Source organism: Labilithrix sp., assembly GCA_019637155.1.
GTDB lineage: Bacteria > Myxococcota_A > Polyangia > Polyangiales > Polyangiaceae > Labilithrix.
This window is the reverse complement of record JAHBWE010000002.1, coordinates 398,968-423,837: the sequence shown is the minus strand read 5'-3', so window position 1 is coordinate 423,837 and position 24,870 is coordinate 398,968. Positions and strand designations below refer to the sequence as shown.

Annotated in this window: 20 protein-coding genes; 10 read left to right on the top strand and 10 right to left on the bottom strand. The window is 71.6% G+C overall.

Annotated elements, in window-relative coordinates; translation table 11 throughout:
• Positions 1-2: 2 nt before the first annotated feature.
• The 3 genes from hemG to hemE are packed head-to-tail and all read right to left on the bottom strand — an operon-like array spanning position 3 to position 3,309.
• Positions 3-1,406 (bottom strand): protoporphyrinogen oxidase, encoded by a 1,404-nt coding sequence (gene hemG, locus KF837_05615; protein ID MBX3226766.1) that lies wholly within the window; start codon positions 1,404-1,406, stop codon positions 3-5.
• A complete protein-coding gene (gene hemH, locus KF837_05610) occupies positions 1,403-2,287 on the bottom strand; it encodes a ferrochelatase (GenBank protein MBX3226765.1) in 885 nt (294 codons plus the stop codon). The genes hemG and hemH overlap by 4 nt, the downstream gene beginning before the upstream one ends.
• Positions 2,284-3,309 carry a uroporphyrinogen decarboxylase gene (gene hemE, locus KF837_05605; protein MBX3226764.1) on the bottom strand — a complete coding sequence of 342 codons (1,026 nt, stop codon included), beginning with the start codon at positions 3,307-3,309 and terminating at the stop codon, positions 2,284-2,286. Before hemE ends, hemH begins: the two co-directional genes overlap by 4 nt.
• Before the next feature lie 116 nt (positions 3,310-3,425).
• Between hemE and KF837_05600 the strand changes: the two genes are divergently transcribed.
• Complete coding sequence (locus tag KF837_05600) at positions 3,426-4,466, top strand: phosphatase PAP2 family protein (GenBank protein ID MBX3226763.1); 1,041 nt, start codon at positions 3,426-3,428, stop codon at positions 4,464-4,466.
• Here KF837_05600 and KF837_05595 read toward each other — a convergent pair.
• Both KF837_05595 and KF837_05590 read right to left on the bottom strand, forming a co-directional pair.
• On the bottom strand, positions 4,463-5,074 hold the full coding sequence (locus KF837_05595; protein ID MBX3226762.1) for a hypothetical protein: 612 nt from the start codon (positions 5,072-5,074) through the stop codon (positions 4,463-4,465). The genes KF837_05600 and KF837_05595 overlap by 4 nt on opposite strands.
• A 42-nt stretch (positions 5,075-5,116) precedes the next feature.
• On the bottom strand, positions 5,117-6,352 hold the full coding sequence (locus tag KF837_05590; protein MBX3226761.1) for a radical SAM protein: 1,236 nt from the start codon (positions 6,350-6,352) through the stop codon (positions 5,117-5,119).
• A gap of 56 nt (positions 6,353-6,408) precedes the next feature.
• On the opposite strand from KF837_05590, the gene KF837_05585 reads away from it, so the two are divergent.
• Positions 6,409-6,684, top strand: a complete 276-nt coding sequence (locus KF837_05585) for a hypothetical protein (GenBank protein MBX3226760.1) — start codon at positions 6,409-6,411, stop codon at positions 6,682-6,684.
• Positions 6,681-6,920, top strand: a complete 240-nt coding sequence (locus KF837_05580) for a hypothetical protein (GenBank protein MBX3226759.1) — start codon at positions 6,681-6,683, stop codon at positions 6,918-6,920. Before KF837_05585 ends, KF837_05580 begins: the two co-directional genes overlap by 4 nt.
• Here the strand turns inward: KF837_05580 and KF837_05575 are convergent.
• Positions 6,917-8,980 (bottom strand): catalase, encoded by a 2,064-nt coding sequence (locus tag KF837_05575; protein MBX3226758.1) that lies wholly within the window; start codon positions 8,978-8,980, stop codon positions 6,917-6,919. The genes KF837_05580 and KF837_05575 overlap by 4 nt on opposite strands.
• Before the next feature lie 196 nt (positions 8,981-9,176).
• Here KF837_05575 and KF837_05570 point away from each other — a divergent pair, with 196 nt between their 5' ends.
• From KF837_05570 to KF837_05540, 7 genes are all read left to right on the top strand, one after another.
• Complete coding sequence (locus KF837_05570; protein MBX3226757.1) at positions 9,177-10,430, top strand: hypothetical protein; 1,254 nt, start codon at positions 9,177-9,179, stop codon at positions 10,428-10,430.
• A 1-nt stretch (position 10,431) separates the two neighbouring features.
• Positions 10,432-10,752 (top strand): hypothetical protein, encoded by a 321-nt coding sequence (locus KF837_05565; protein ID MBX3226756.1) that lies wholly within the window; start codon positions 10,432-10,434, stop codon positions 10,750-10,752.
• A gap of 25 nt (positions 10,753-10,777) precedes the next feature.
• On the top strand, positions 10,778-12,103 hold the full coding sequence (locus KF837_05560; protein ID MBX3226755.1) for a hypothetical protein: 1,326 nt from the start codon (positions 10,778-10,780) through the stop codon (positions 12,101-12,103).
• Positions 12,103-12,993, top strand: a complete 891-nt coding sequence (locus tag KF837_05555) for a hypothetical protein (protein ID MBX3226754.1) — start codon at positions 12,103-12,105, stop codon at positions 12,991-12,993. The genes KF837_05560 and KF837_05555 overlap by 1 nt, the downstream gene beginning before the upstream one ends.
• On the top strand, positions 12,990-15,422 hold the full coding sequence (locus tag KF837_05550) for a TonB-dependent receptor (GenBank protein ID MBX3226753.1): 2,433 nt from the start codon (positions 12,990-12,992) through the stop codon (positions 15,420-15,422). The genes KF837_05555 and KF837_05550 overlap by 4 nt, the downstream gene beginning before the upstream one ends.
• Positions 15,423-15,550: 128 nt before the next feature.
• Positions 15,551-16,369 (top strand): hypothetical protein, encoded by an 819-nt coding sequence (locus KF837_05545; GenBank protein ID MBX3226752.1) that lies wholly within the window; start codon positions 15,551-15,553, stop codon positions 16,367-16,369.
• 81 nt (positions 16,370-16,450) lie between these two features.
• Positions 16,451-19,726: a caspase family protein gene (locus KF837_05540; protein MBX3226751.1), complete on the top strand. Its 3,276-nt coding sequence runs from the start codon at positions 16,451-16,453 to the stop codon at positions 19,724-19,726.
• Between the two features lie 3 nt (positions 19,727-19,729).
• Here the strand turns inward: KF837_05540 and KF837_05535 are convergent, their stop codons facing one another.
• The 4 genes from KF837_05535 to KF837_05520 all read right to left on the bottom strand — a co-directional run bounded on the left by KF837_05535 (position 19,730) and on the right by KF837_05520 (position 24,856).
• Positions 19,730-20,551 carry a hypothetical protein gene (locus KF837_05535; protein MBX3226750.1) on the bottom strand — a complete coding sequence of 274 codons (822 nt, stop codon included), beginning with the start codon at positions 20,549-20,551 and terminating at the stop codon, positions 19,730-19,732.
• A gap of 2 nt (positions 20,552-20,553) precedes the next feature.
• The gene (locus tag KF837_05530) at positions 20,554-21,531 is read right to left on the bottom strand and encodes an HmuY family protein (GenBank protein MBX3226749.1); all 978 of its coding nucleotides are present in this window, start codon (positions 21,529-21,531) and stop codon (positions 20,554-20,556) included.
• 92 nt (positions 21,532-21,623) lie between these two features.
• The gene (locus KF837_05525; GenBank protein MBX3226748.1) at positions 21,624-23,474 is read right to left on the bottom strand and encodes a TonB-dependent receptor; all 1,851 of its coding nucleotides are present in this window, start codon (positions 23,472-23,474) and stop codon (positions 21,624-21,626) included.
• 419 nt (positions 23,475-23,893) lie between these two features.
• Entirely contained in the window at positions 23,894-24,856 is a 963-nt protein-coding gene (locus tag KF837_05520; GenBank protein MBX3226747.1) for an Rpn family recombination-promoting nuclease/putative transposase, read from the bottom strand.
• Positions 24,857-24,870: the final 14 nt, after the last annotated feature.

The window sequence follows — 24,870 nt, the reverse complement described above, 5'->3', positions numbered from 1 at the left end:
CGTCAGCGCGCGATGATGCGCGCGGCGATCTCCTCGCCCTGCCGCACCATGTCGGGGATGCCGGTGCCGACGTAGCCGCTCCCGCCGAGGTGGAGGCCCGGGTGCTCCGCCGCGCGCGCGAGGATGCGCCGCACGCGGCCGAGGTGACCGACGTGCGGCTGCGGGCTCGAGTCGCGGAAGCGGAACACGCGCGTGAACATCGGCGCGCGATCGATGTTGAGGAGATCGAAGATCTGGCTCCGCGCGAGGCGGACGAGGTCCTTGTCCTCGCGGTCGAGCATCTCCTCGTTGCCCGCGCCGCCGACGAACACGCGGAGGAGGACCTGCCCCGACGGCGCGCGGTGGTCCCACTTGCTCGACACGAACGTGCACGCGAGGATCGGCCGGTTCTCCGAGCGCGGGATGAGGATCCCGAACGCGTCGAGCGGGTGACGCACGTCGAACTTCCGGTACGCGAGGAAGACCGTCGCCGCCGACGCGTACTCGATCGCGCCGAGCTCTCCTGCGAGGGTCGGGTCGAGGTCGGCCACGATCTTCGACGCGGCGTTGGCCGGCACGCTGAGCACGACGTCGTCCGCGAACATCGCGCCGTCGCTCGTCTTCACGAGCCAGCGCCCGCGCGCGTCGCCCTCCGGCAGGCGCGCGAGCCCCTTCACCGTGCGGCTGTTCGCGATCTCCGCGTCGCGGAGCTTGTGCGCGACGTTCACGACGAGGTCCCCCACCCCGCGCTTCAGCGACACGAACGCGGTCGCCTCGCCCGAGGCCGCCTGCGCCTTGCGCTTCGCCTTCAGCGCGCGCATCGCGCGGATGATCGAGCCGTGCTCGCGCTCCGCCTCCACGAGCTGCGGGACGCACGCGCGGACCGAGAGCGACTCCGGATCGCCGGCGAAGATGCCGCCGAGGAGCGGGCCCGCGAGCCGGTCGGAGACCTCGCCGCCGAGCCGCCGCGTGACGAACGACGCGATGCTCTCGTCGTCGTTGTCCTTCCATTTCTTCTGCGGGACGACGAAGTCGAGGCCGGCGCGCAGCTTCGCGTCCCAGCCGAGGAGCTCGCTGTCGACGAACGGGCTGATCTCGGTCGGGACGCCGAGGATGAGCCCCTCCGGCATCGCGTGGAGCTTCCGCTGATGGACGATGTAGACGCGGCGCGTGTCGGGGCGCGTCCCGATCAGCTCGTCGCCGAGGCCGACCTCGCGCGCGAGCCGCGTCGCGTGCGGCTTCGCCGCGACCCACGAGTCCGGCCCCGCGTCGATGATGAACCCGTTGTGCCGGATCGTCTGGAGGTTGCCGCCGAGCTGGGGGCCCTTCTCGACGATGTCGACGTCGTGACGCTCGTCGGCCTTCTCCAGCGCGTGTGCCGCTGCGAGCCCGGTGATGCCTCCGCCGACGATGACGACGCGCTTCAGGTCGTCATCCTCCCGACCACGGCCGTGAGCGCCGCGACGAGGCCGTCACCGTCATTCAGCGAAGCACTTCGATAAAAGGTCATTCCGGCAGACTCGGCCCAGGTCTTTGCCTCGATGTCGAGGTCATAGAGTATCTCGACATGATCGGCCAAAAAGCCGATCGGCGCGACCAAGACCGACGTCGTCCCCTCCTCCGCCAGCCCGCGCAGCGTCCCCTCGAGGTCCGGCCCGAGCCATTCCATGTTCGTGCCGATCCCCTGGCTCTGGAACGCGATGCGGGTCGACCGGAAGGTGCGGCCGCGGGCGGCGACCTCGGCGACGACCGCCTCCGCGCTCGCGCGCATCTCGGTCTCGTAGGGATCGCCGCCGCGGACGATCGCGACCGGCAGGCTGTGCGCGGTGAGGACGAGCGCGTCCGCGGGCGGGGCGGCGAGGATCGCGTCCGCGAACGCGCGCGTCAGCTCCGGGGTGCGGCCCCAGTTCGGCGCGTTGATCACGTCGAGCGCGGGGGCGAGCTCCTTCGCCGCCGCCGTCATCGCCGCGCCGTACACGCCGGCGGAGTGCTGCGCGAGCGGCACCGAGTAGACGCGCGTGACGCCTTCCTTCGCGAGCGCGGCGAGGACGTCCTTCGGGTACGGATGGAAGAGGCGCATCGCGACGCGGACCGGCATCCCGACCCGCGCCTCGAGCCGGGTCGCGACCGAGCGCGTGACGTCGAGGAGCGGCGAGCGGCCGCCGATCGCCTCGTAGCGGCGGCGCACCTCGGCGAGGAGCTCCGGCGGCGCGGCGTGACCGCGGCGGATGTTGCGGAGGAGCTCGGGGAGGTCGTCGAGCGCCTCCACCGTGCCGTGCGCGATGAGGACGACGGCGCTCTTCGTCACTTCTTCGCCGAGTGCGTGTGGACGTAGTCGACGACGGCCTTCACGGTGTCGACCGGCGTCTCGGGCAAGATGCCGTGACCGAGGTTGAAGACGTGACCGGGGCGCCCCGCGGCCTGATCGAGCACGCGCTGCGCGTGTTTCTCCGCGACCGCCCGCGGCGCGAAGAGGACCGTCGAGTCGAGGTTCCCCTGGACCCCGCGGTCGTGGCCGATCTTCTTCTCCCACGTCTCCGCGAGCGGCGTGCGCCAGTCGATGCCGATCACGGTGCCGCCCGCGTCCTTCATGTGCTCGATGAGCGCCTGCGTGCCGACGCCGAAGTGGATGACGGGGACGCCGCGCTTCATCACGTCTTGGAGGACGTGCTTCACGTGCGGCTGGACGTACTCGACGTAGTCCTCGGGCCCGAGCTGCCCGACCCACGAGTCGAAGAGCTGCACCGCGTCGGCGCCGGCGTCGATCTGCATGTGGAGGTAGCGGCGCGTGACCTCGGCGAGCTTGCTCATGAGGAGCTTCCAGGTCTCGGGCTCGCCGTACATGAGCTTCTTCGTCTTCTGGAAGTCGCGGCTCTTGCCGCCTTCGACGAGGTAGCTCGCGAGGGTGAAGGGCGCGCCGGCGAAGCCGATGAGCGGCACCGGCAGCTCCTTCTTCAGGAGCGTGATCGACTGCGTGATGTAGCCGAGGCCTTCCTGCGGCTCGATGACGACGAGCTTCTCGACGTCGGCGTGCGAGCGCACCGGCGCGTGGACGACGGGCCCCTCTCCTTTCTCGAAGCTGAAGGGCGCGCCCATCGGCTCGAGCGGCAGGAGGATGTCGGCGAACAAGATCGCGGCGTCGACGCCGAGCTGCATCGGCTGCAGCGTGACTTGCAGCGCGAGCTCCGGCGTGCGGCACAGCTCGAGCATCGAGTGCTTCTCGCGCAGCGCGCGGTACTCGGGCATGTACCGTCCCGCCTGCCGCATCATCCACACCGGCGTGACGTCGACGGGCTCGCGCCGGCACGCGCGAAGGAAGCGATCGTTCATCGCACCGATCGTACCATCATCACCTCTCCGCCGTGACGCGACGATCGCCCGCCTCCCTCGCGTGCCGCGAGCATCCGCATCCTCTCGACGCGGTCGCGCGAGTACCATGCGGGGCCATGCGCTCTCTGCTGCGCGTCCTCGCCGTCGGCGGCGCGATGCTCGTCGCGATCGACGCGCGCGCGGACGAGCCCGAACCGACGCCGCCTTCGCAAACGCAGCCTCCTCCGCCCACGCAGCCTCCTCCGCCCACGCAGGCGCAACCGCCGCCGTCGCCTCCTTCAACGCCGCCCCGGTCCGCCGAGCCGATCGCGCCGCTGGCGGAGGATCCGCAGCGGACGCGGTCGCTGCAGCCGATCGCGGCGGCGCATCCGCCGGAGCGGGTGACGTTCGACATCGATCCGGTCATCGACGGCTCGGTCGTCGGGGTGTCGCTCGGGTTCGCGTTGCTCCTCGACATGGTGAACTCGACGGGAGAGGTCCGGCCGCAGCAGATCGCGCCGTCGTTCGATCGCTCGCAGCTCCTCGGGATCGATCGGGTCGCGCTCACGCAGACCATCGACGGCAACGCGCGGGCGTACTCGAACGTCAGCCTCGGCCTGCTCGCCGCGTACGCGGTCGTCGATCCGATCCTCAGCGGCGTGCGCGAGAGGAGCGTGCAGACGGCGCTCGCGGACGCGTTCCTCTACGCCGAGTCCGTCTCGCTGACGTACGCGGTGACGAACCTCGCGAAGATCGCGGTCCGCCGCCCGCGCCCGATCGCGCACCTCGAAGCCGAGCGGAACAAGGGCGACCCGACCTACTCGAACGCGAACACGGACAGCGCGCTCTCCTTCTTCTCCGGCCACGCCTCGGTCTCCGCCGCGCTCGGCGCGACCGCGACGTACCTCGCCTTCGCGCGCTCGCCGCACAGCGCGCGCCCGTGGATCACGCTCGGCGTCGCGACGCTCCTCGCTTCGTTCACCGCCTACCAGCGCGTCCGCGCCGGCGCGCACTTCCCGACCGACGTGATCGCGGGGAGCATCGCGGGCGCGGGCATCGGCATCGTCGTCCCGCACCTCCATCGCAGCGAGGACATCAAGCAGCGCCGCGTCTGGGTCGGCTTCGCGCCCGCCTTTCAGGGCGACGGCGGCGTCATGAACGCGGGCGGCGTCTTCTAATCCTTCGGGCGCGGCGGGAGGAAGCCGGCGCGGACGAGGGCGGGGTTCACGCCGCGCGTGAGGCTCGTCGCGAACTCGCTGCCGGAGCTCGGGTTGAGCGTCTCCGTGCGCGCGGTCCACACGAGCTTGTCGTCGTTGCGGAGGTCCCAGAGCGTGGCCTCGAAGATGACCGTCTTGTCGGTGACGACGTAGCCCGGCGTGCCGTAGTAGCCCCAGCCGCCGTAGTAGCCGTGCCAGAAGCCGCCGTACGAGCCGGGGACGTAGCGCGACTCCTCGTGCACGCCGCGCATCTTGAGGACGAGGATCCCTTCGTAGTGCTGCTCGTTCACCATCGCGCGCGCGCGATCGATCGGCGGCAGCTCGCCCGGGAACAGCACGTACGACTGCGCCGCCTTGACGCCGTAGCGCGAGAGGTCGGCGACGAAGGTGTCCTCGATCGCGCGACGGTTGGGCTCGTCGACGCGGACGCCGAAGACGAGGAGCGTCTTCATCCGCGGCGTCACCGGTGAGGGCGCTTGCCACACCTCCGTGACCGACGTCTTCGGAGCGCCACACCCCACCCCGAGCGCGAGCATGAGAGCGCCTGCAATAACCGCTGCCCGTTTCATCGTGTCGATCCTCCACGCGACGATGGAGCATCGCGCGTGCCGTCAGCGCGGCTTGCGACGTAGCTTCACGAGATCGAGCGGGCGCGTGGGGCGCTCGTCGGGGGAGTCGAAGGGCTCGACGACGAGATCGAACGTCGCGTGATCGAAGGGTGTGCCGGGGGCGGGGGCGCGCAAGACGATGCGCTCGCGTACGCCGCGCTCCTGCATCACGCGCGCGCGGTAGTGGCAATAGGGGTTGTTGCCGGGGCGACCGAAGAACGCGTGCGCGGTGAAGGTGCAGCCGCCCATGCAGACCTCGCCGAACGCGCACTCGCCGCAGTAGCCCCAGAGGAAATCGGTCGTGCGCGCGCGCGTGATCGCGAGCTCCGGCGCGTCGTCCCAGATCGCGGCGAGCGGGCGTTCGCGGAGCGTGCCGCCGACGTAGCTCGCGGTCTGGAGCGAGGGGCAGCCCTTCACCGCGCCGTCGGACTCGATCCCCATCACGTAGCGACCCGCCTGACAGCCTTGCCAGTGCTCGGCCTCCCCTTCACGCAAGGAGCGCAGCGTGGCCTCCTCCGGCCCGAAGTAGCCGAGGTTGTTGCCGGGCATGACGAGGATCCCGTCGCGCCGCGCGCGCTCCTTCAGCGCGGCGACGCGCGGGAGGATGCGCAGAAGGTCCCAAGGCTGGAGCACCATCTCGGGGCGGTCCGCGGCGCGGCCGAGCGGGGTCGTGAGCTGCACCTGCCATGAGCGGACGCCGGCGGCGCGGAGGTGCTCGTAGAGCGGCTCGAGGTCGGCCTCGTTGAGGCGGTTCACGTTCGTGTTGGCCGCGACGGTGACGCCGGCGGCGCGGAGGTGCCCGAGCGCCGCCGTCGCCGACGCGAAGCTCCCGCGCGCGGCGCGCATCAGGTCGTGCGTCGCCTCGAGCCCGTCGATGCTCACGCTCGCGACGACGAGCCCCGCGTCCGCCATCGCGCGCGCGAGCGCGGCGTCGATCCCGCGGCCGCCCGTCGTCGTCACCGGCCGCACGCCGGCGCGCGCGAGCGCGGCGATGACGTCGAGGAACCCGGGATGGAGGTACGCCTCGCCGCCGATGAGGACGACCTCCTTCGCGCCCATCGCCGCGAGCTCCCCCGCGACGCGGATCGCCTCCTCGGTCGAGAGCTCCGACGGCCGCGCCTCCCCCGCGCGCGAGCCGCAATGCGTGCAGGGCTGATCGCAGCGCAGCGTGAGCTCCCACACCACGTACGCCGGGTGATGCCGCGCCTGCGGCAGCTGAATGCGGCGCGCGGCGGTCATCGCGGCGGAGCATAGCGGGCTGGTGCCGCGCTGCGGAGCCGTATACGCTGGGGCGCGTGAAGCTCGAGCAATGCACGGCGTGTGGTGGGTTCCTTCCGACGGCGGGTGATTCGTGCCCGCACTGCCGCGCGACGCGCACGAAGCTCGGCGCCGTCGCGATGGTGCTGGGCTCGAGCGCGATCGCGTTCACGCTGATGGCCTGCTACGGCGCGGCCCCGTGCGCGCAGGGCGGCAACTGCAACGCGGTCGAGCCGAGCACGGACACGTCCGCGTCGCCAGCGTCGTCGGTCGCGCCGCCGGACACGCCGGGGCCCGACGCGGGCGGCTGGTGAGCGCGCTCGCACGCTGCCGCTGCGGCGGCTTCCTTCCTGCGCGCGCGGAGACGTGCCCGCACTGCCGCGCGCCGGCGAAGCGGTCGCTCCGCCTCGGCGCGCTCTGCGGCATCGTCGGCGGCACCACCGTCGCGTTCACGCTGATGGCCTGCTACGGCGCCGCCCCGTGCGACGGCGACGACTGCACGGACCTCCCGAACCGCGACGACGCCGCGGCCGACGCCGGGAGCGACTAGGCGCGCGGCGGCACGAGCGCGCTTCGCTCCCAGGAGCGGCCCTTCTGCATGACCGCGAGGAAGGCCCTCGCGCCGCCGCCGAAGGCGACGCCCGGAAGCGCGCTCTTCCCCTTCGCGTCGGGGACGTCCTCGCCGAGGACCGCGCGCAGGAACGACTCCGCGCCGCCGATCGGCTTGCCGTGGCGGAAGGCCTCCTTGAGGAACGGGGCCACGTCGCCGCGCGCCTTCAGCGTCGCGAGGCTCGTCTCGCCGCTCGCGACGTAGACCGCGTCCCACAGCACCGACGCGGTGTTGAAGAGCGTCTTCGTCGCCTCGGGCGCGCCGGGGACGACCGGGCCGAGCGCGGGGCCGACGACCTCCGGCACGGCGCCGGCGCGGGTGAGCGCGGCAACGACGGCGGCGACGTCCTTCGCGTCGGCGCCCGGCGCCGCGAGGACCGCGACCATCATGCCCTTCACGTTGTCGCGCGGCGTCTTCTCCATGCTCAGCGCCGGCGACGTGAGCCGCGGCGGCATCGTGCGCTTCTTGTTCGTGAGCCTCACGCCGACGCGCTCGGCCACCGTCCGCGCGAGGGTGGTGTCGATGTTCGCGAGGACCTCGTTCACGTAGCGATCGCGGACCTCCTTCCGCACCACCTTCGAGAGCTCGAAGCTGTACGCGTCGGTGATGTGGTCCTGCTCCGGCTGCGACATGCTGTGGAAGAACATCGCCGCCTGCGTGAAGTGATCGGCGAAGCTCGGAGAGCGCTCGCGTGTGAACACCCCTTCCACAGCCTGTGGAAAGTGCACGTACCCGCTGCTCGCCTTGGCCGCAAAAGGACAGCCGCCGGCGATGAAATTCGGGAAATAGTTGGCAGTCGTAGTGGGGATTCGGTGCTGATGGAATCCGTCTTGCTGGTGATTGTGGACCGGCGCGATCGGGCGGTTGATCGGGATTTGCTGGTGGTTCGGGCCACCGAGGCGCGTGAGCTGGGTATCGAGGTACGAGAAGAGCCGCGCCGTCATCATCGGATCGTTCGTGAAGCCGATCCCCGGCACGACGTTCGCGACGCAAAAGGCCACTTGCTCCGTCTCGGCGAAGAAATTGTCGGGGTTCCTGTCGAGCGTCATCTTGCCGATACGGCGGACCGGCACCACCTCCTCCGGCACGAGCTTCGTGACGTCGAGGAGGTCGACGCCGATCTTCGCCGCGACCTTCTCGTCGATGACCTGGATCCCGAGCTCGTATTCGGGACAGCGGCCGGCCGCGATCGACTCCCAGAGATCGCGGCGATGGAAGTCGGCGTCCTTGCCTTGGATCTTCTGCGCCTCGTCCCACGCGAGGGCGTGCATGCCGCGGAGCGGCTTCCAGTGCCATTTCACGAGGCGCGCCCGGCCACGTTTGTCGATGAGGCGGAACGTGTGGACGCCGAAGCCCTCCATCGTGGCGTAGCTCCGCGGGAGGCCGCGATCGGACATCGCCCACATGACCATGTGCGCCGACTCGGGCTGGAGGCCGCAGAAGTCCCAGAACGTGTCGTGCGCGCTCCCGCCCTGCGGCATCTCGTGATGCGGCTCCGGCTTCACCGCGTGGACGAAGTCCGGGAACTTGATGCCGTCCTGGATGAAGAAGACGGGCATGTTGTTGCCGACGAGGTCGAAGTTGCCCTGCGTCGTATAGAACTTCGTCGCGAAGCCGCGCACGTCGCGGACCGTGTCGTTCGAGCCGCGCGATCCCTGCACGGTGGAGAAGCGCACGAAGACCGGCGTCGTGATGGTCGGGTCGCAGAGGAACTCCGCGGTCGTGAGGTCGGCGAGCGACTCGTAGACGCGGAAGACGCCGTGCGCCGCGGAGCCGCGCGCGTGGACGACGCGCTCCGGGATCCGCTCGTGATCGAAGCGCGTGATCTTCTCGCGGAGGTGGAAGTCCTCGAGCAACGTCGGCCCGCGCACGCCCGCCTTGAGCGAGTCGTTCGTGTGCGGGATCGGGATCCCCTGATCGGTCGTCAGCGTCGTGCCCTCGTCGCGCACGCGCTCTCGATCGAGGTCCGTCAGCTTCGCGTTCTTCGCCGCCTTCGCCATTGGGCGCGCTCGAGCAAGCGCGGCGCCAGCGCCGTTTTCGGCCGTGATCCCGGAGAGAGAGAAGCCGCGTTGACGGGGCAGAACGAGACACGCGGGGCGCGGGGTGTGGCGTCACGGTGATGTAACAGGCGTTACATCTCCCCGTGTCACCAAACGGTGACGCCGACAGTGACAATGCCCATGCAACCGTCGGCGGATGCGAAAACTCGCCCTCCTTATCGTGGCCGCCGTCGGGCTCACGGCGACGAGCCGCGCCTCCGCGCAACCAGCATGCAACAGCCTGCCGGACGAGCCAGCCGCCGGCCCGATCCCGAAGCTCTATATAGAGAACGGCGACACGCAGGAGCCGCTCGTCAAGACGCTCGGGAAGCTGCTCGTCAAATCGGCGCAGCCGCTCCGCGTCATCTACCGCAACCGCCCGACGTGCAACATCCGGCGCGACATGTTCTCGAACACGCCGATGTACGCGGTGACCGACGGCGCGACCGCCCGCACCGTGCGCTACATCCACGCGAACCCGGACGAGGACTCGTCGGAGTGCACCGTCCCCGCGCAGGGCTCGGCCGACCCGGCGGATCCGATCCGCCCGATCCAGCTCGGCATCGGCGCCACCTACCTGACGAGCTGCACCGACGAGGTCCCCGCCAACCCGGACCTCGCCGTGCTCGACGGCCCGATCCAGGCCTATGGCTTCATCGCCCACAAGAACAGCACGCAGAACGGCATCACGGCGGAGGAGGGCTACCTCGCCTACGGCTTCACCGAGGGGCTCGGCGAGGCCAACCCGTGGGTCGTGCAGGCGCTCCGCTTCAAGCGCAGCAACACGGCGAGCACCACGCTGACGATGGCGGCCGCGATCCGGCTCACGGCGACGGACCTGAAGACGGGCCCCGCGCTCTCGCCGGAGACGTCGCTGCAGCTGATCGCCGAGGTCGCGAAGGACGAGCAGGCGGAGGCGCGCCTCGGCATCCTCGGCATGGACCTCTACGACGTGAACCGCGACAAGGTGAAGGTGCTCCCGTTCAAGTCGTTCGGCCAGCGCTTCGCCTACTACCCGGACAAGACGTCGACGAGCTTCGACAAGCAGAACGTCCGCGACGGGCACTACCTCCCGTGGTCGCCGACGCCGTACATGGCGCTCAAGGACGCCGCTGGCAACATCGCCGATCCCAACGCGAAGCGCTTCTACGAGCTCGTCCGCGGCTTCCGCACCGACCCCGACGTCGACGGCCTCCTGGCCGTCGCCCAGAACGGCCTCACCCCCGAGTGCGCGATGACGGTCACGCGCGCGGGCGACGGCGCCGACCTCGAGCCCTACGACGACCCCACCCCGTGCGGTTGCTACTACGAGAAGAACGTGAAGAGCGGCTCGACGACGTGCACCGCGTGCGCGAACGACGGTCCCTGCGGCGGCGGCAAGTGCCGCTTTGGCTTCTGCGAGGCGAAGTGAGATGAACACGCGAACCACCACCTTCCTCGCGATCACCGGCATCGTCGCGGGTCTCCTCCTCTCGACCGCGTGCGACGGCGACGACAAGGTCGTCGAGCCCGGGTCCTCCACGTCGTCGACCTCGTCGTCGACGAGCTCGAGCGGCCAGCCGCCGATCACCTTCGACGCCGGCACGCTCCCCGACGGCGCGCCGAAGGACTGCTTCGACAACCCGAAGACGCACTTCGAGCTGATCAACGGCTGCACGAACGCCGATCAGATCGACCGCCGGCCGACGCTGAACAAGCTCCTCCCCGACGGCGGACTTCCGCCGCTCCAGTGACGGCGTGACGCGGTAGAGTGCGCGCGTGCTCCGGCGCCTCGCGTTCGTCATCACGACCCTGCTCGTAGCGGCGCCGAGGACGGCGGCGGCGGAGGGGCCGCTCGTCGTCTCGGGCTACGTCCACACCGACTGGGTCGTCCACCGCGAGAGCTCGGTCGACGAGCTCTCGCCCGACGGCCAGCCGCTGAACGAGGACCGCTTCCTCCTCCGTCGCGCGCGCCTCCGCGGCGAGCGCGACAGCGGCTACTTCCACGGCGCGTTCGAGCTCGACGCGAACACGATCCAGGGGATCCAGGTCCGCCCCGTCAACGCGGAGGCGTCCTTCAAGTGGCCGCCGACGCGCGCGTACGCCCGCACGCCGTGGGCGCTCGACCCGACCGGCACGACGCGGCCGATCGGCGGCGAGATCACGGACGTCCCGCTCACCGAGAAGAGCGACACCCAGGGCCCGTGGTTCATGGTCACGGCCGGCCTCTTCCGCACGCCGTTCGGCTTCGAGGTGCAGGAGTCCGAGCGGCAGCGGCCGTTCCTCGAGCGCGCGACGGTGTCGAACGCGCTCTTCCCGCAGTCGTTCGACCTCGGGCTTCGCATCGTCGGCGGCTACCGCGCGATGCGCTGGTCCTTCGCCGCGATGAACGGCGAGCCGCTCGGCGCGCGCGCGTTCCCCGGCCGCGATCCGAACGAGAGCAAGGATCTCGTCTTCCGCGTCGGCGGCACCTCGGACTTCTTCGAGTGGCTCAAGATCGAAGGCGGCGTCTCGGGGCTGAGCGGCCGCGGCTTCCATCGCGGCGCGCCCGCGACCGCGGACCAGATCCAGTGGCAGGACGCGAACAACGACCGCGCGGTGAACACGGTCGGCGAGATCGTCGTCGTCCCCGGCGCGCCGAGCACGCCGTCGCAGGGCTTCAAGCGGTTCGCGGTCGGCGCCGACCTCCGCGCGAGCATCGCGGTCCCGGTCCTCGGCGCGCTCGACCTCCGCGCGGAGATCGTCCGGAGCTCGAACCTCGATCGCGGCTTCGTCGTCTCCGATCCGATCGCGACGACGCGCGACCTCCGCCAGACCGGCTACTACCTCGGCGTCTCGCAGGAGCTCACGCGCTACGCCGTCGTCGGCGTCCGTTACGACGCCTACGATCCCGACGCCGACGCGCGCGAGCAGGAGCCGTTCCGCGTCGTCCCGCGCGACACGTCGGTGACGACCTGGTCGTTCAACGCGACGGGCCGGCTCGGCGCGGGGCGCCTCATCGCGCAGTACGACCACCGCACGAACACGCTCGGACGCGACGCCGCCGGCAGGCCGACGACGCTCGCGGACGACTCGTTCACGCTCCGCGCCGAGGTGCGCTTCTGATGCGCCGCGCGCTCGCGCTCGCCGCCCTCGCGATCTCGTTCGCCGCCTGCGTCGAGGCGAAGGTCGATCCCGGCGTCGACGCGACGCTCCAGATCCGATCGGCGCAGTTCCATCGCGGCGTGATGCCGGAGGAGAGCGGCGGGCCCGACGTGCTCAACGCGACGGTGCCGTCGATCGTCGCGGCGGGGCGCCACGACTACGGCGTCGGCGGCGAGCTCGATCGCGCGGCGACCGGCGTCGCGGTGGGCTTCGCCGGCGACGTCGGCTGGTGGTCTTTGCCCGCGCAGACGCCGAGCTCGAGCGCGCCGCTCGCGCCGACGTTCGCGTTCGCGTTCGGGATCACGGCCGCGACGACGCCGGGCAAGCGCGACCTCGTCGTGCGCGCGGTCGACGGCGAAGGTCGCTTCGGGCCGGCGCAGGTCCGCGCGATGGAGATCGCGCCGCGCGCGGTCGCGACCGGGCGCTTCGTCGTCTCGCTCACGTGGGACTCGCAGGTCGACCTCGACCTCAACGTGACGCTCCCGAACGGCGTCGTCATCTTCAAGCGCAACCCGGCCGAGTTCATCCTGCCGCCGCCGAGCGCGGGCGTCTTCGATCCGCTCTTGCCGCGCGACGGCGGCGTCCTCGATCGCGACTCCAACGCGCGCTGCGTCCTCGACGGCGTGCGCACCGAGAACGTGGTCTGGAAGGAGCCTCCGCCGCCGGGTCGCTACGCCGTGCGCGTCGACACGTTCTCGCTCTGCGGCGCGGACCGCGCGAGCTGGCACGTGACCGCGGTCCTCGACGGCGTCACGATCGGCGGCGCGTCCGGCATCGCGACCGAGAACGACCTGCGCTTCGAGCACAATCGCGGCGCCGGCGTCCTCGCGCTCGAAGTCGACGTGCCGTGAAGCGGATCGCCGCCGTCGTCCTGGCCTCCGTCCTCGTCGCCACCACGGCGCACGCGCAGCAGCCCGGCGTCGGCGGCCAGCCGGCGAAGCGCGCGATCACGAAGATGCCGCGGCTCGTGCGCTTCGTCGAAGCCGAATATCCGCCGTCGAAGAAGGCGGCCGGGATCACCGCGTCGGTCGTCCTCACGATCACGATCGAGGCGACCGGAAACGTCACCGCGGTCGCGGTCGCGTCGAGCGCCGGGCCCGACTTCGACGCCGCCGCCGTCGCCGCCGCGCAGCGGTTCCAGTTCGAGCCCGCCGAGGTCGACGGCAAGCCCGCGCCCGCGAAGATCACGTACCGCTACGACTTCGTCATCGAGGAGGTCGCGCCGCCGGTGGAAGAGCCGCCGCCTCCTCCACCACCCGAGCCCGAGCCACCGCCGCCGCCACCTCCCGCTGAAAAGACGGAAGAGGTGGCGGTCCGCGGCCGGCCGCGCGATCGGCGGCAGACCGTGGACTACTCCGTCCGCGCCGAGCAGGCGAGGAAGGTGGCCGGCACGCAGGGCGACGTCCTCAAGGTGATCCAGAACCTGCCCGGCATCTCGCGGCCGCCCGTCGCGTCGGGCCAGATCATCGTGTGGGGCTCGGCGCCGAAGGACACGCGCGTCTACGTCGACGGCGTGGACATCCCTGCCCTCTTCCACGGCAGCGGCCTCCGCGGCACGGTGAGCTCCGATCTCGTCGCGAGCATCGACCTCGTCCCCGGCGCGTTCGGCGCCGAGTACGGCCGCGGCCTCGGCGGCCTCGTCCGCGTCGAGACGCGATCGCTCCCGCGCGGCACGCACGCGACCGTCGCCGCCGACACGCTCGACGGCTCGGCGCTGATCTCGAGCGAGATCGGCGAGCGCGTCCGCGTCGCGACCGCGTTTCGCTACGGGTGGATCGATCGCGTCTTCGCCGCGGTGCCGACCGATCGCGATCTCGGCGACACCTTCCCGCTCCCGCGCTACCGCGACGGACAGGTCAAGGCGACCTTCGATCTGCGCAGGAACGAGGTCCTCGACACGGTCCTCCTCTTCTCGAACGACGACCTCGCGCGCACGGTCGACTCGGTCGACCCCGCGAAGCGCCGCGTCGAGTCGACGCGCTCGAGCTTCTGGCGCGCCTACGCGCGGTACACGAGCGTGTCCGATCGCGGCGACACCGTGATCCTCACGCCGTTCTACGGCCAGGACTCGAACGGCCTCACCCAGCGCTTCGGCGGCACGCCCGCGCGGCAAGACAGCGACGCCGATCGCTACGGCCTCCGCGCGGCGCTGCGGTCCCCCATCGCGAAGCAGATCACGCTCCACACCGGCCTCGACGCGCTCGGGACCGCGACCACGCTCCGCCGCGAGGGCTCGCTCACGTTGCCGCCGCGCGAGGGCGACCTCTTCGTGTTCGGCCAGCCCCCCGGCGACGAGTACGCGGTCGATCGCTGGAAGGCGCACGTGCTCGACGTCGGTCCTTACGCGTTCGTCGACCTGCGCTTCGGCCCCGTCACCCTGACGCCGGGCGCGCGCTACGACGCGTACTTGATCGAAGGGAACAAGCTGCGGCAACCCACCGGCACCAACCCGCCGATCGGCTACTCCCGCCTCGAGTCCGCGTTCGCGCCGCGCGCCTCGGCGCGCTGGGACGTGACCCCGCGCTTCGCGCTCACCGCGGCGTACGGGCGCTACCATCAGGCGCCGGAGCCGGAGGAGCTCTCCGCCGTCTTCGGCACGCCCGACCTCACGCTCTCGAAGGCGACCCACATCACGATCGGCGAGTCGCTCCGCGTGACCGATCGCTTGAGCCTCGACGTCGTCGCGTTCGACAAGCAGCTCTCCGACCTCGTCGTCCGCACGCGGCTCCAGAACCCCGTCGCGTCGCGGCTCCTCACCCAGAACGGCGAAGGCCGGAGCTACGGCGTGCAGCTCCTCTTGCGCCAGGAGCTGTGGCACGGCTTCTTCGGCTGGGCCTCGTACGCGATCAGCAGGAGCGAGCGCCGGTACGAGGGCGACCTCACGTGGCGCCGCTTCGACTTCGATCAGCCGCACGTCCTCTCGATCGTGGGGAGCCAGGAGATCGGCCGCTATAGCCTCGGCGCGCGCTTCCGCTACGCGACCGGCAACCCGCGCACGCCGGTGATCGGGAGCGTGTACGATGCACGGAACGATCGCTTCGACCCCGTCTTCGGGCCGCAGAACACGACCCGCATCCCCGCGTTCTGGCAGCTCGACGTCCGCGTCGATCGCTCCTTCGACCTCGGGCGCGGCCTCCGCGCGCTCGTCTTCGTCGATCTCCAGAACGTGACCAACCAGCGCAACGCCGAGGAGATCGTCTACACGTCCGACTTCCGCCGCCGCGATCGCATCGCGGGCCTCCCCTTCATCGCCGTCGTCGGCGGGAGGCTCGAGCTGTGAGGAGGGGCTTTTCAACGCAGGGGCTGCGCCCCTGCACCCCGCTCGCACGATGCAGAAAAACGTCAGAACGTTTTTCTGCCGCGTGCTCGCTTTTGACGTGGCTCTTGGTTGTGGTTGTTGGGGGGTGTGTGCCGGACCTCGGCGAGCGGGACTCGCTCGTCACGACGACGTCGATCCTGGCGGTGCGCGTCGAGCCGCCCGAGGCCACGCCGGGCGCGCCGGTCCGCTACGACGTCCTCGCCGCGACGCCGGAGGGGCCGATCGCGGCGCCGCTCGCGCGCTGGGCCCACTGCGCTTCGCCCAAGCTCCTCGTCGAGAACGGCGCGGTGAGCGCGGCCTGCCTCCGCGACGAGGGCGCGCGGCCGATCGGCGACGGGCCCGCGATCGAGACGACGCTCCCGACCGACGCGTGCAACGTGTTCGGCCCGAACGTCACGCGGCAGGACCTGCGGCCGCGCGATCCCGACGTGACCGGCGGCTACTTCCAGCCGGTGCGCGTGATCGTCGGGGACCACGTCGGCTTCGGGATGACGCGCGTGTCGTGCGGCCTCGCGAGCGCGCCGGCCGACATCGCGGCCGAGCATCAGGCGCGCTATACCGCGAACCGGAACCCGGTCCTCGATCCGATCGCGCAGGGCCCCGTCACCCGCGGCGCGCGCGTCACGCTGCGCGCGAGCTGGCCGGCCGAAGCGGCGGAGCCTTACGTCGTCTACGACCTCGCGGCGCGCGCGCTCGTCCCACACCGCGAGTCGATGCGCGTCTCGTGGTTCGCGACCGCGGGCACGTTCGACGCCGATCGCAGCGGCCGCGCGGAGGAGGAGCCGGAGCTCTTCACCGAGAACGGATGGACCGCGCCCAACGTCCCCGGCACCGCACACCTCTTCGTCGTCCTCCGCGACGCCCGCGGCGGCACCACCTTCCAGACGCTCGCGGTCGAGGTCCGCTGAACGTGCGTCGACGCTTCTGAACGAGGAGCGCCGTCCCGCCGACGGCCGTCGCGCCGAGCGTGGTACGTACAGGTGAACACGATGTCGCGATGGCGTGCGCGCATACTCTTCGTCGTCGCCTGCGGCGCGGGCTGCCATCCGCCCGCGCGGACGGCGCGTGCGCCCGCGGCGACGGCGCGGGTGGCGCCCGAGGTCATCGTGCAAGGATGGCCGAAGGAGAGCGTCCGCGCGCTCGCGTGGGAGGGCGCGGAGCTCGTCGCGTCGCTCGAGAGCCAGACGGTCGTCTTCGACGTCGCCACCGGCATGCTCGCCTCGCGCCGTCCCGCGCAGCAGGTCACGCCCGTCATCCCTCCCGACAAACGCGCGTGCACGCGAGAGCGGGTGACCGCGATCGCGACGTCGCCGGACGGCCGCTTCCTCGGGTGCGCGGAGCAGGGCGGCGTCGTCGCGATCGTCGAGCGCGAGACGAAGCGACGCTGGCGCTGGCACCCGAACCCGTACCTGAGCGCGGGCACGACCTTCGCGCTCGCCTTCCATCCGTCGAGGCCGGTGCTCGCCGCGGCGACGAGCGAAGGGCTCGTCGTCCACGACTGGGCGGCGCAAGAGAGCGTGCGCGCGTCGGCGTCGACCACCGACGCGGTCGCGTTCAGCGCCGACGGCGCGCTGCTCGCGTCCGGCGGTCGCCGCGGCGACGTCGACGTCTGGGAGACCGGCGTGTGGCAGCGCATCCGCGCGCTGCGATCGCGCACGCTCCCCGCGATCGCGGTCGCCGCCGATCCGCGCGAGCCTCGCCTCTACGTCGCCGCGGGCGCGCTGCTCCTCGGTCAGGCGACCTTCGACGGCGCCTTCGAGGTGACGTGGGACGCGCGGGACGGCGGGACGGAGCGCCGCGGGATCGAGCGCGCGCCCGTCGCGGCCTCGTTCGATCCGCGCGCCGACGTCCTCGTGCGCGCGACGAGCGAGGACCTCGTCGCGACCACCGCGCGGGCGGAGCGCTGGCGCACGACCACGAAGGGCGCCCGCTTCACGCACGTCGCCCACGCCGGCGATCTCGTCGTCGCGCTCGGCGCGTCCGCCGGCGCCTACGAGACGCACGCGCTCCGCGCCTTCGACGCAGCGAGCGGAGCGCCGCGCTGGTCGACCGCCGCGGAGCGCGGCGCGCCCGCCTCGCTCGCCGTGAGCGCGGACGGATCGCTCCTCGCCGCGGGCGTGACGATCGACGGGCAGGGCCGCGTCGACGTGCTCGCGACCGCGACGGGGGAACGGGTCACGAGCTGGGTCACGACCGCCGCGCCGTCGGTCGCCTTCGTCGGCGACGGGCTCGTCGCGTCCGCCGGCGTCGTCGTCGAGGCGCGGAGCGGCCGCGTCACGAAGACGCTCGGAGACCTCGCCGCGCCGCTGCAGCTCGCGACGTCGCCGGACGGACGAACGCTCGCCGTCGCCGGCGGTCGCGGGGAGCTCACCGTCTTCGACACGACGACATGGAACCGCCTCTCGCTTCGCGTCGACGACGGCGCGGCGGCGAGCATCGCGTTCCTCGGCGGCTCGAGCCACGTCGTCTGGAAGGGGGCGGGCGGCACGCTGAAGGCGATCGACCTCCAGACCGACCGCGTCTCGACGTTCGCGCTGATGGAGCGCGGCGCCGTCGTCGTCGTCGGACCGCACGGCGAATACCTCGCCCCGCGCGACGCCGCCGGCGCGGTCGCGTTCCGCTGGGACGCGCGCGTGTACCCGTTCGATCAGTTCGATGCAATCTACAATAATCCGACACGCGCGCTCGAGGGGCTCGGGTTCCTCGCGCCGGACGCGCGATCGCTCTTCGACGCCGCCCGCGCGCGACGCATGGATCAGCTCGGGCTCCGCGGCGGCGTCGCCAGCGCCGGGGCGCTCCCCACCGTCCGGCTCGCGAGCGTCCCGCCGTCGAGCCACGAGAAGCGCCTCGTGCTCCACGTGCGCGGGGCCGATCCGGCGGGCCGCCTCCGCCGGATCCACGTCGCCGACAACGGGGTCCCGGTGTTCGGCGATCGCGGCAAGGAGGTGACGCCGGCGCGGAACGTCGACGAGGACGTGACGATCGAGCTCGTACCGGGCCCGAACAAGATCGCGGTCGCGGTCGAGAACGAGGACGGCGTGCCGTCGCTCGAGGCGACCACGGTCGTCACCTACGTCGGGCCGGCGCCGGAGCCGGCGGTGCACGTCTTCGCGGTGGGCGTGACGCGGTACCGCGATCGCTCGCTCGACCTCACCTACCCGGCGAAGGACGCGCGCGACGTCCTCGCCGCGTTCTGCGGCGGCGATCGGTGCGCGCACGCGGTGGAGCTCACCGACGCGGCCGCGACGCGGGACGGGATCCTCGCGCTGCGGACCGAGATCGAGCGCACGAAGCCGGAGGACGCGGTCGTGGTGTACCTCTCCGGTCACGGCGCCCTCGACGCGCGCGGCGGCTACCTCTTCGCGCCGCACGACGTCGATCCGTCGGCGCTCGAGCGCACCGGCGTGCCATACGCCGCGCTCGAAGGGCTGCTCGACGCGGTGCCGGCGCGACGGAAGCTCCTCGTGATGGACACGTGCAACGCGGGCGAGCTCGATCCGGAGCAGGTCCGCGCGATCGCGCACGCGGGCAAGGTGAAGGTGGTGCAGGCGGCCGCGCTCGCTACCGTCTCGCCGCGCGCGCGCGCGGCCCGCGATCTCTTCGCCGAGCTGCGGCGCGGGACCGGCACCCACGTGCTCGCGTCGTCGAGCGGGGTCGAGTATTCGCTCGAGGATCCGCGCTACCAGAACAGCGTCTTCACGCACGCGCTCCTACGCGGGCTGCGCGAGCGCGAGGCGGACGAAGGGCGCACCGGCGCGATCACCGTCTCGGCGCTCCGCGCGTTCGTCACGAAGACGGTCGCCGAGCTCACGGCCGGACATCAGACCCCGTCGGCGCGGCGCGAGAACCTCGACGCGGACTTCGATCTCGTCATGGGCGGCCCGAGCGCGGCCGGGCGCGCCGCGACCTGCGCGCTCGATCGCGCGGACGCGAGCTACCGCTGCGGGCTCCTGCGGCTGAAGCTCTTCCCGAACGCGGACGGCGGGCTCGCCCGCGCGCGCGACGCGATCGCGCGGTCGCTCCCCGATGGCCGGGGCGAGATCGTCTGGCGGCAGGCGGGCGACCGCGCGCGCTGGGAGGTCGTCGCTCCGTACGTCGAAGACCCGATCGACGGCGGCGTCGCCGGCCTCGTCCCGGACGAGCACGGCGCCGCCCGCCTCGCGGTCTGCCGCGTCGAGGGAGCGATCCCCGAGGTCCTCGCGCGCTGCGAGCGCGCGATGGACGCGCTGGCGCGACGTTCGCTCCCGGACGTGCTGCCGCCCTGAAGGTCAGAGCGGCGCGACCTTGATCGTGTAGCGGGCGCTCGTCGGGCCCTCGGTGCCGTCCGCGTTCGCGTAGTAGGTGAGGATCTCCAGCTTGTAGAGCTTCCCGGTGCCGCCCTTCACGAGCCAGGTGCCGGGGTGCGGCGTGAGCCTCGTCGCGTTGTAGTCGTACCAGCCGTCGAACGACGTGAGCGGCGCGTTGGTGAGGTCGACGATCGGGTTGCAGTCGTCGTCGACGAAGCGCTCCGTCTTGAACGTGGGCCCGGTCGCGTCGGCGGCGACGACGGCGGCGAAGTCCTTGCTGATGAGGACCGCGCCACCGGCGCCGGGGCCGCCCTGGCCGCTGTTCGTGAAGAGGATGGGCCGCTTGATCGCGAGGTCCCAGGTCGTCGCCTCGTCGGCGTTCTCGTCCGTGACCTCGACGCGGGTGAGCGTCTCGAGGTTCACGTAGACGCGCGGGTTCTGCGACGCGACCGGACCGGTGCCGCCCGCGGTCGCGTCGATGAAGACCGTCTTCGTGTCGCCGTCCGTCGCGATGACGGTGACCTCGCCGGTCGAGACCTTGTCGACGGGGACGAGGAGCTGCTTCATCGCCGCTCCGCACGTCGCCCCGGACGCGCCGTCGTTGCCGGCGTCCTTGTCGGGCTCGCCGCTCGACGACGACGACGTCGACGACGACGATGACGACGTGGAGGAGCCGCTGCTGCTCGTCGAGGACGAGCTGCTGGTGCTGCTGGTGTTGGCGGCGGGATCGGCGTCGTCGTCGCTGCACGCCGCGACGGCGGCGAGGAACATGGGAACGACGGCCAGCGCGAATGACTTCTTCATGACTACCCTTTCACCGGCTTGATCCGCATCACGACCGTCCCGGGCGACGCCGTCGTGGCACCTTCGAAGCGAACGAATCCGACGAGCACCTTCTGCGCCCCCGCCGCGTCGACCACGAGCCACGCCGCGTTGACCGGCGCGTCGTTCTCGATCCAGCGATCGGAGAACGCGCTCACGATGCGATCGCCGCGGAACGTCTTGCCGTCGAACGACGCGCGGTTCACCGCGTCGAACGCGGCGGCCGTGCTCTCCGGCGTGCGGGTCTGCACCGCGCTCAGCGTCTCGGTCGCGGTCTCGGCGGCCTGGAGGTCGACCGCGGTGATCCCGCGCGGTCCACCCTTCTCGCCGTTGACGAAGATGGAGTCGCGGCGCGCGCAGATGTGCCACGCGCTCGACGCGAGCGCGGCGGCGGGCGTGAGCATCGAGCGCGCGCCGGTCCCGAAGTCGATGCACTCGCTCGGCGAGTCGGCGGGCGAGTTGGGGCCGCCCGCGGTCCCGTCGAGCGTGATCTCCTGCGCCGCGCCGCCGACCTCGGCGTAGCGGACGCGGAGGAGCGCGGAGACCGCGGCGCCGTCGCGCTCGCCGTAATAGGAGAGGAGCTGCACCTTCCAGATGCGGTCGCCGTCCTTCACGCCGTAGGTGTGAAAGCGGCTGTAGAGCGCATGCGTCGATCCCTCGTACGCGTACCAGTTGCGGAAGGCGCCGCCGGGCTCGTCCTGCGTGATGAAGGGGACCTGCGGGGCCTGGTCGCCGAGGAACGTGATGCCGTCGAGCGGACCGAACGCGCCGCCCTTCCCGCTCCCGGACGACCCGCTGTTCGTGTAGACGTCGAGGCCTTCGAAGGCGAGGTCCCACGCGTCGCCCGCGCCGACCACGCTCGGCGGCTCGAGGCGCACGTAGACGCGGCCGGTGGCGGGCACCTCGACGCGGAGCTCGACGCCGGTGTCGAAGCTCGCGGCGGCGTCGGCGCCGGCGTCGATCGGTGTCGCGCCCGCGCCCGTGTCGGGGCGAGCGCCGGCTTCATCACTGCAAGCGGCGAGGGCTACGAGCCCGAGAACAAGGAGTCGACGCATCACGGATCCTCCGTTGGCAGCTCGGCGCGAAGGCCGGCGTAGAACACGCGCCCGAGCGGCGGGCGGAAGTCGCCGACGCGTCCGGGCTCTTGATGGACGTCGGCGACGTTGATCACGCCGACGTAGGCCTGCGCGCGCGGCCAGAGAGCGCGCGCGAGGCGGAGATCGATCGTCTGGTAGGACGGCGATCGCCTCGTCTCGGAGACGAAGGCGTCCGTCGACGCGCGCCAGCGCACGTTGCCTTCGAGCTTCCACGGCAAGAGCGCGCGCAACGCGCCGGTGACGGTGTGCGGCGGACGCCCGCCGAAGGGCCGGTCGTTGAGGTCGTCGCGCGTCCAGAGGTAGTCGTAGGCGAGGTCGGCGCGGAGCCGCTCCCCGAGGTTCGCCGACGCGGCGAGCTGCGCGCCGAACGTGCGCGCCTTTCCGAAGTTGCGATAGGTGTAGTCGACGACGGTGCCGCGCGCGACGCCGCCGGCGAGGTCGATGTCGATGAGGTCGTCGACCCAGTTCATGAACGTCCCCGCGCGCACGTTGAAGCGCGAGTCCGGGGTCCAGGTCGCGTCGCCGTTGACGCCCCACGAGACCTCGGGCCGGAGGTCGAGGTTGCCGAGGACGCGGTAGCCGAGCGACGAGTGATCGAACGCGAACCCGAGCTCCTTCGCCGAGGGCGCGCGGAACCCGCGTCCCGCCGACGCGCGGAGGGTGAGCTGCTCCACCGGTCGATACGCGAACGCGAAGCGCGGGGTGAGGGCGCTCCCGTACCGCGAGTGCGTCTCGGCGCGCACGCCGGGGAGGAGGGTGAGCTTCCCGCCGGCGAGCTTCCATTGCAGCTGCGCGTAGAGCGCCATGCGCGCGAGCATCTGCGGGGTGACCTCTTCGCCGCGCGTCGTGACGAGCCCGGTGCTGAGCGAGTCGACGCGGGTGAGGAGCTGGGTGAAGTGCTCGACCTCGGCGCGGCTCCCGGCGACCCAGGTGCGGTCGCCGTCGGCGATGGTGGCGACGCCTTCGATGCTCTGCATGCGGTGGAAGCGCTCGTGGCGCTCGCCCACGGGCGAGCCTTCCTGCTGCGAGCCGGTCATGTTGTCGATCCACTGCCGTCCGAGCGTGAGCCGGAGCCGAACGCCGCGAGCGAGCCGCGCCTCCTGGATCGCGTGCAGGGTCCACCGATCGGTGTGGTTCGGCTGCTCGATGACGTAGCGCCCGAGGCCGGGCGCGAGGCGCGACGAGAGCCCGTCGAGGTGATCGCGGAGCCAGCGCGCGCGGACCCGCACGTCGACGCGCTCGGAGAGCGAGACGCCGGCGCGGAGCCCGAGGAGCGACCGCATCTGCTCGGGGATCTGGAGGTCGGGGAGGCCGTCGTTACGCGCGATCCCGTCCTGACGAAAGAGGTTCGCGTCCGCGGCGACCCACGCGCGCGCGGGGTCGGCGCCGCGGTACGAGCCGCCGCCTTGCGCGAGGACGCCGCGGTAGCTGCGTCCTTCGAGGCGAACGCGACCGGCGCCGCCGAGCTGTCGGGGCGGCGCGGTGATGATGTTGACGACGCCGCCGATGGCGCTGGAGCCGTAGAGGGAGCTCGTGGGCCCGGTGACGATCTCGATACGCTCGACGTCGCCGATGGGCAAGTTCGCGAGATCGATCGCGCCCCCGATGTCCCCGACGACAGGCTCCCCGTCCTCGAGGATGAGGACACGCTGCAGGTCGAACCCCTGGATCTGAATCGCCGACGCGCCCCCGATCGACCCATACGCCCCGGGATCGACGCGCACCCCAGGCTGCGTCGCGAGCGCCTCGGCCACGTTGGTCGCCCCCCGCCTCTCCGCCTCGACACGCGTAACGACGTCGGTCTTCACCGTCGCCCGCTGCGACGCCTCGGGAGTCCGCGTCCCAGTAACGACAACCTCCTCCGCCGCCGACGCGGGGCGCGGCGAAGGCGCGGCCGACGCGGGGCGCGGCGAAGGCGCGGCCGACGCGGCCGACGCGGGGCGCGGCGACGTCACGACCACGACCGGCTCGCTCGCCACCGCGTCCATCGCCCTCTCCTTTAACGATATTGAAAATCATTTTCAATATGGTAGATAAAAGAAAGCGGCCGTCGCGGGCTCCTCGCGGCGCATCTGGGCTAGCGGCGGCCGCTTCTTCGCAACACACCACGCACGCAACGCTTACGCGCAGTACTGCAGCATGCAGCGCGCCGCGCCCAACGCGTACGCGCAGTGCTGCCTCTCGCCCAGCCGCGCCGCCCTAGACTATCGACGCATCGGCGGCGACATCACGCGGGGGCGAAGACGTCGTCGAGGGTCTTTGCGACGATGATGCGCTCGGTCCAACGATCGAGGTCGTCGGAGGAGGCTGCTTCTACGCGCGCCTCGATCGCGGGCTCGAGCGGCCCGAAGCGCGTGCGCAACAGACGGAGGATGGTGCGCCGCGTGCCCTTCTCGATCCCCTTCTCGATGCCTTGCTCGATGAAATACTGCTCTGCTGACGCCATGACTTCCTCGAAGGTGGGGGCGACGTCGGTGACGCGCTGGCGAAGGTGCTCGTACGGCGTCGGTCCGGCGACCCTCAAGATGTAGCGCAGGACGACGAGGGTGTCTTCGCGTTGGGGGTCGTCGCGCGCGAGGCGCTCCAGCGTGGCCGCCCAGGCCGCGAGGTGGTCGAGCAAGCGCTCGACGTCGCGACCATCGCGGAGGAGCCAGAGCGTGAGCTTCGGAAACGGAGCGAGGGGACGGCGCTGGAGGTCCTCGTCCTCGACGGCGCAGAGGTCGTCGACGATGAGCTCGAAGTCCGGAACGTGGCGCTCGAGCTCGGGCAGGCCATCCAGCCCTTCGATCATCGCGTGAAATGTTCGCGGCGCCTGCCAGCCGTCGGGACCATGGTGCACGACGACGGTGATGATCGGCGGCAGCGTGGTGCGCTCGGGCTCGGCGCGAAGGACCGAGGCCCAGATGCGTTGCTGGTACGTGAGCACGCGCCAGGGCATGAGCGGATCGGGCGCGCTCTGATGCTCGAAGAGGAGGTACACGTAGCAGCGGCGACCCTCGAACGGAGCGGTGAAGAGGAGGTCCGCGTGACGATGCCCCATCTCCGCATCGATGAACGTCGCCGGCACCAGCGCGAGCGCGTCGAGGTCGAGGCGGTCGGTGATCGCCGGCGGGAGGACGCTCCGGAGCTCGCCCGCAGCGTGGGCCGGAACCGAAAATGCCCGTTTGAACAAGCTGTCGTGGTCCCCCATCGAGTCCGCATATC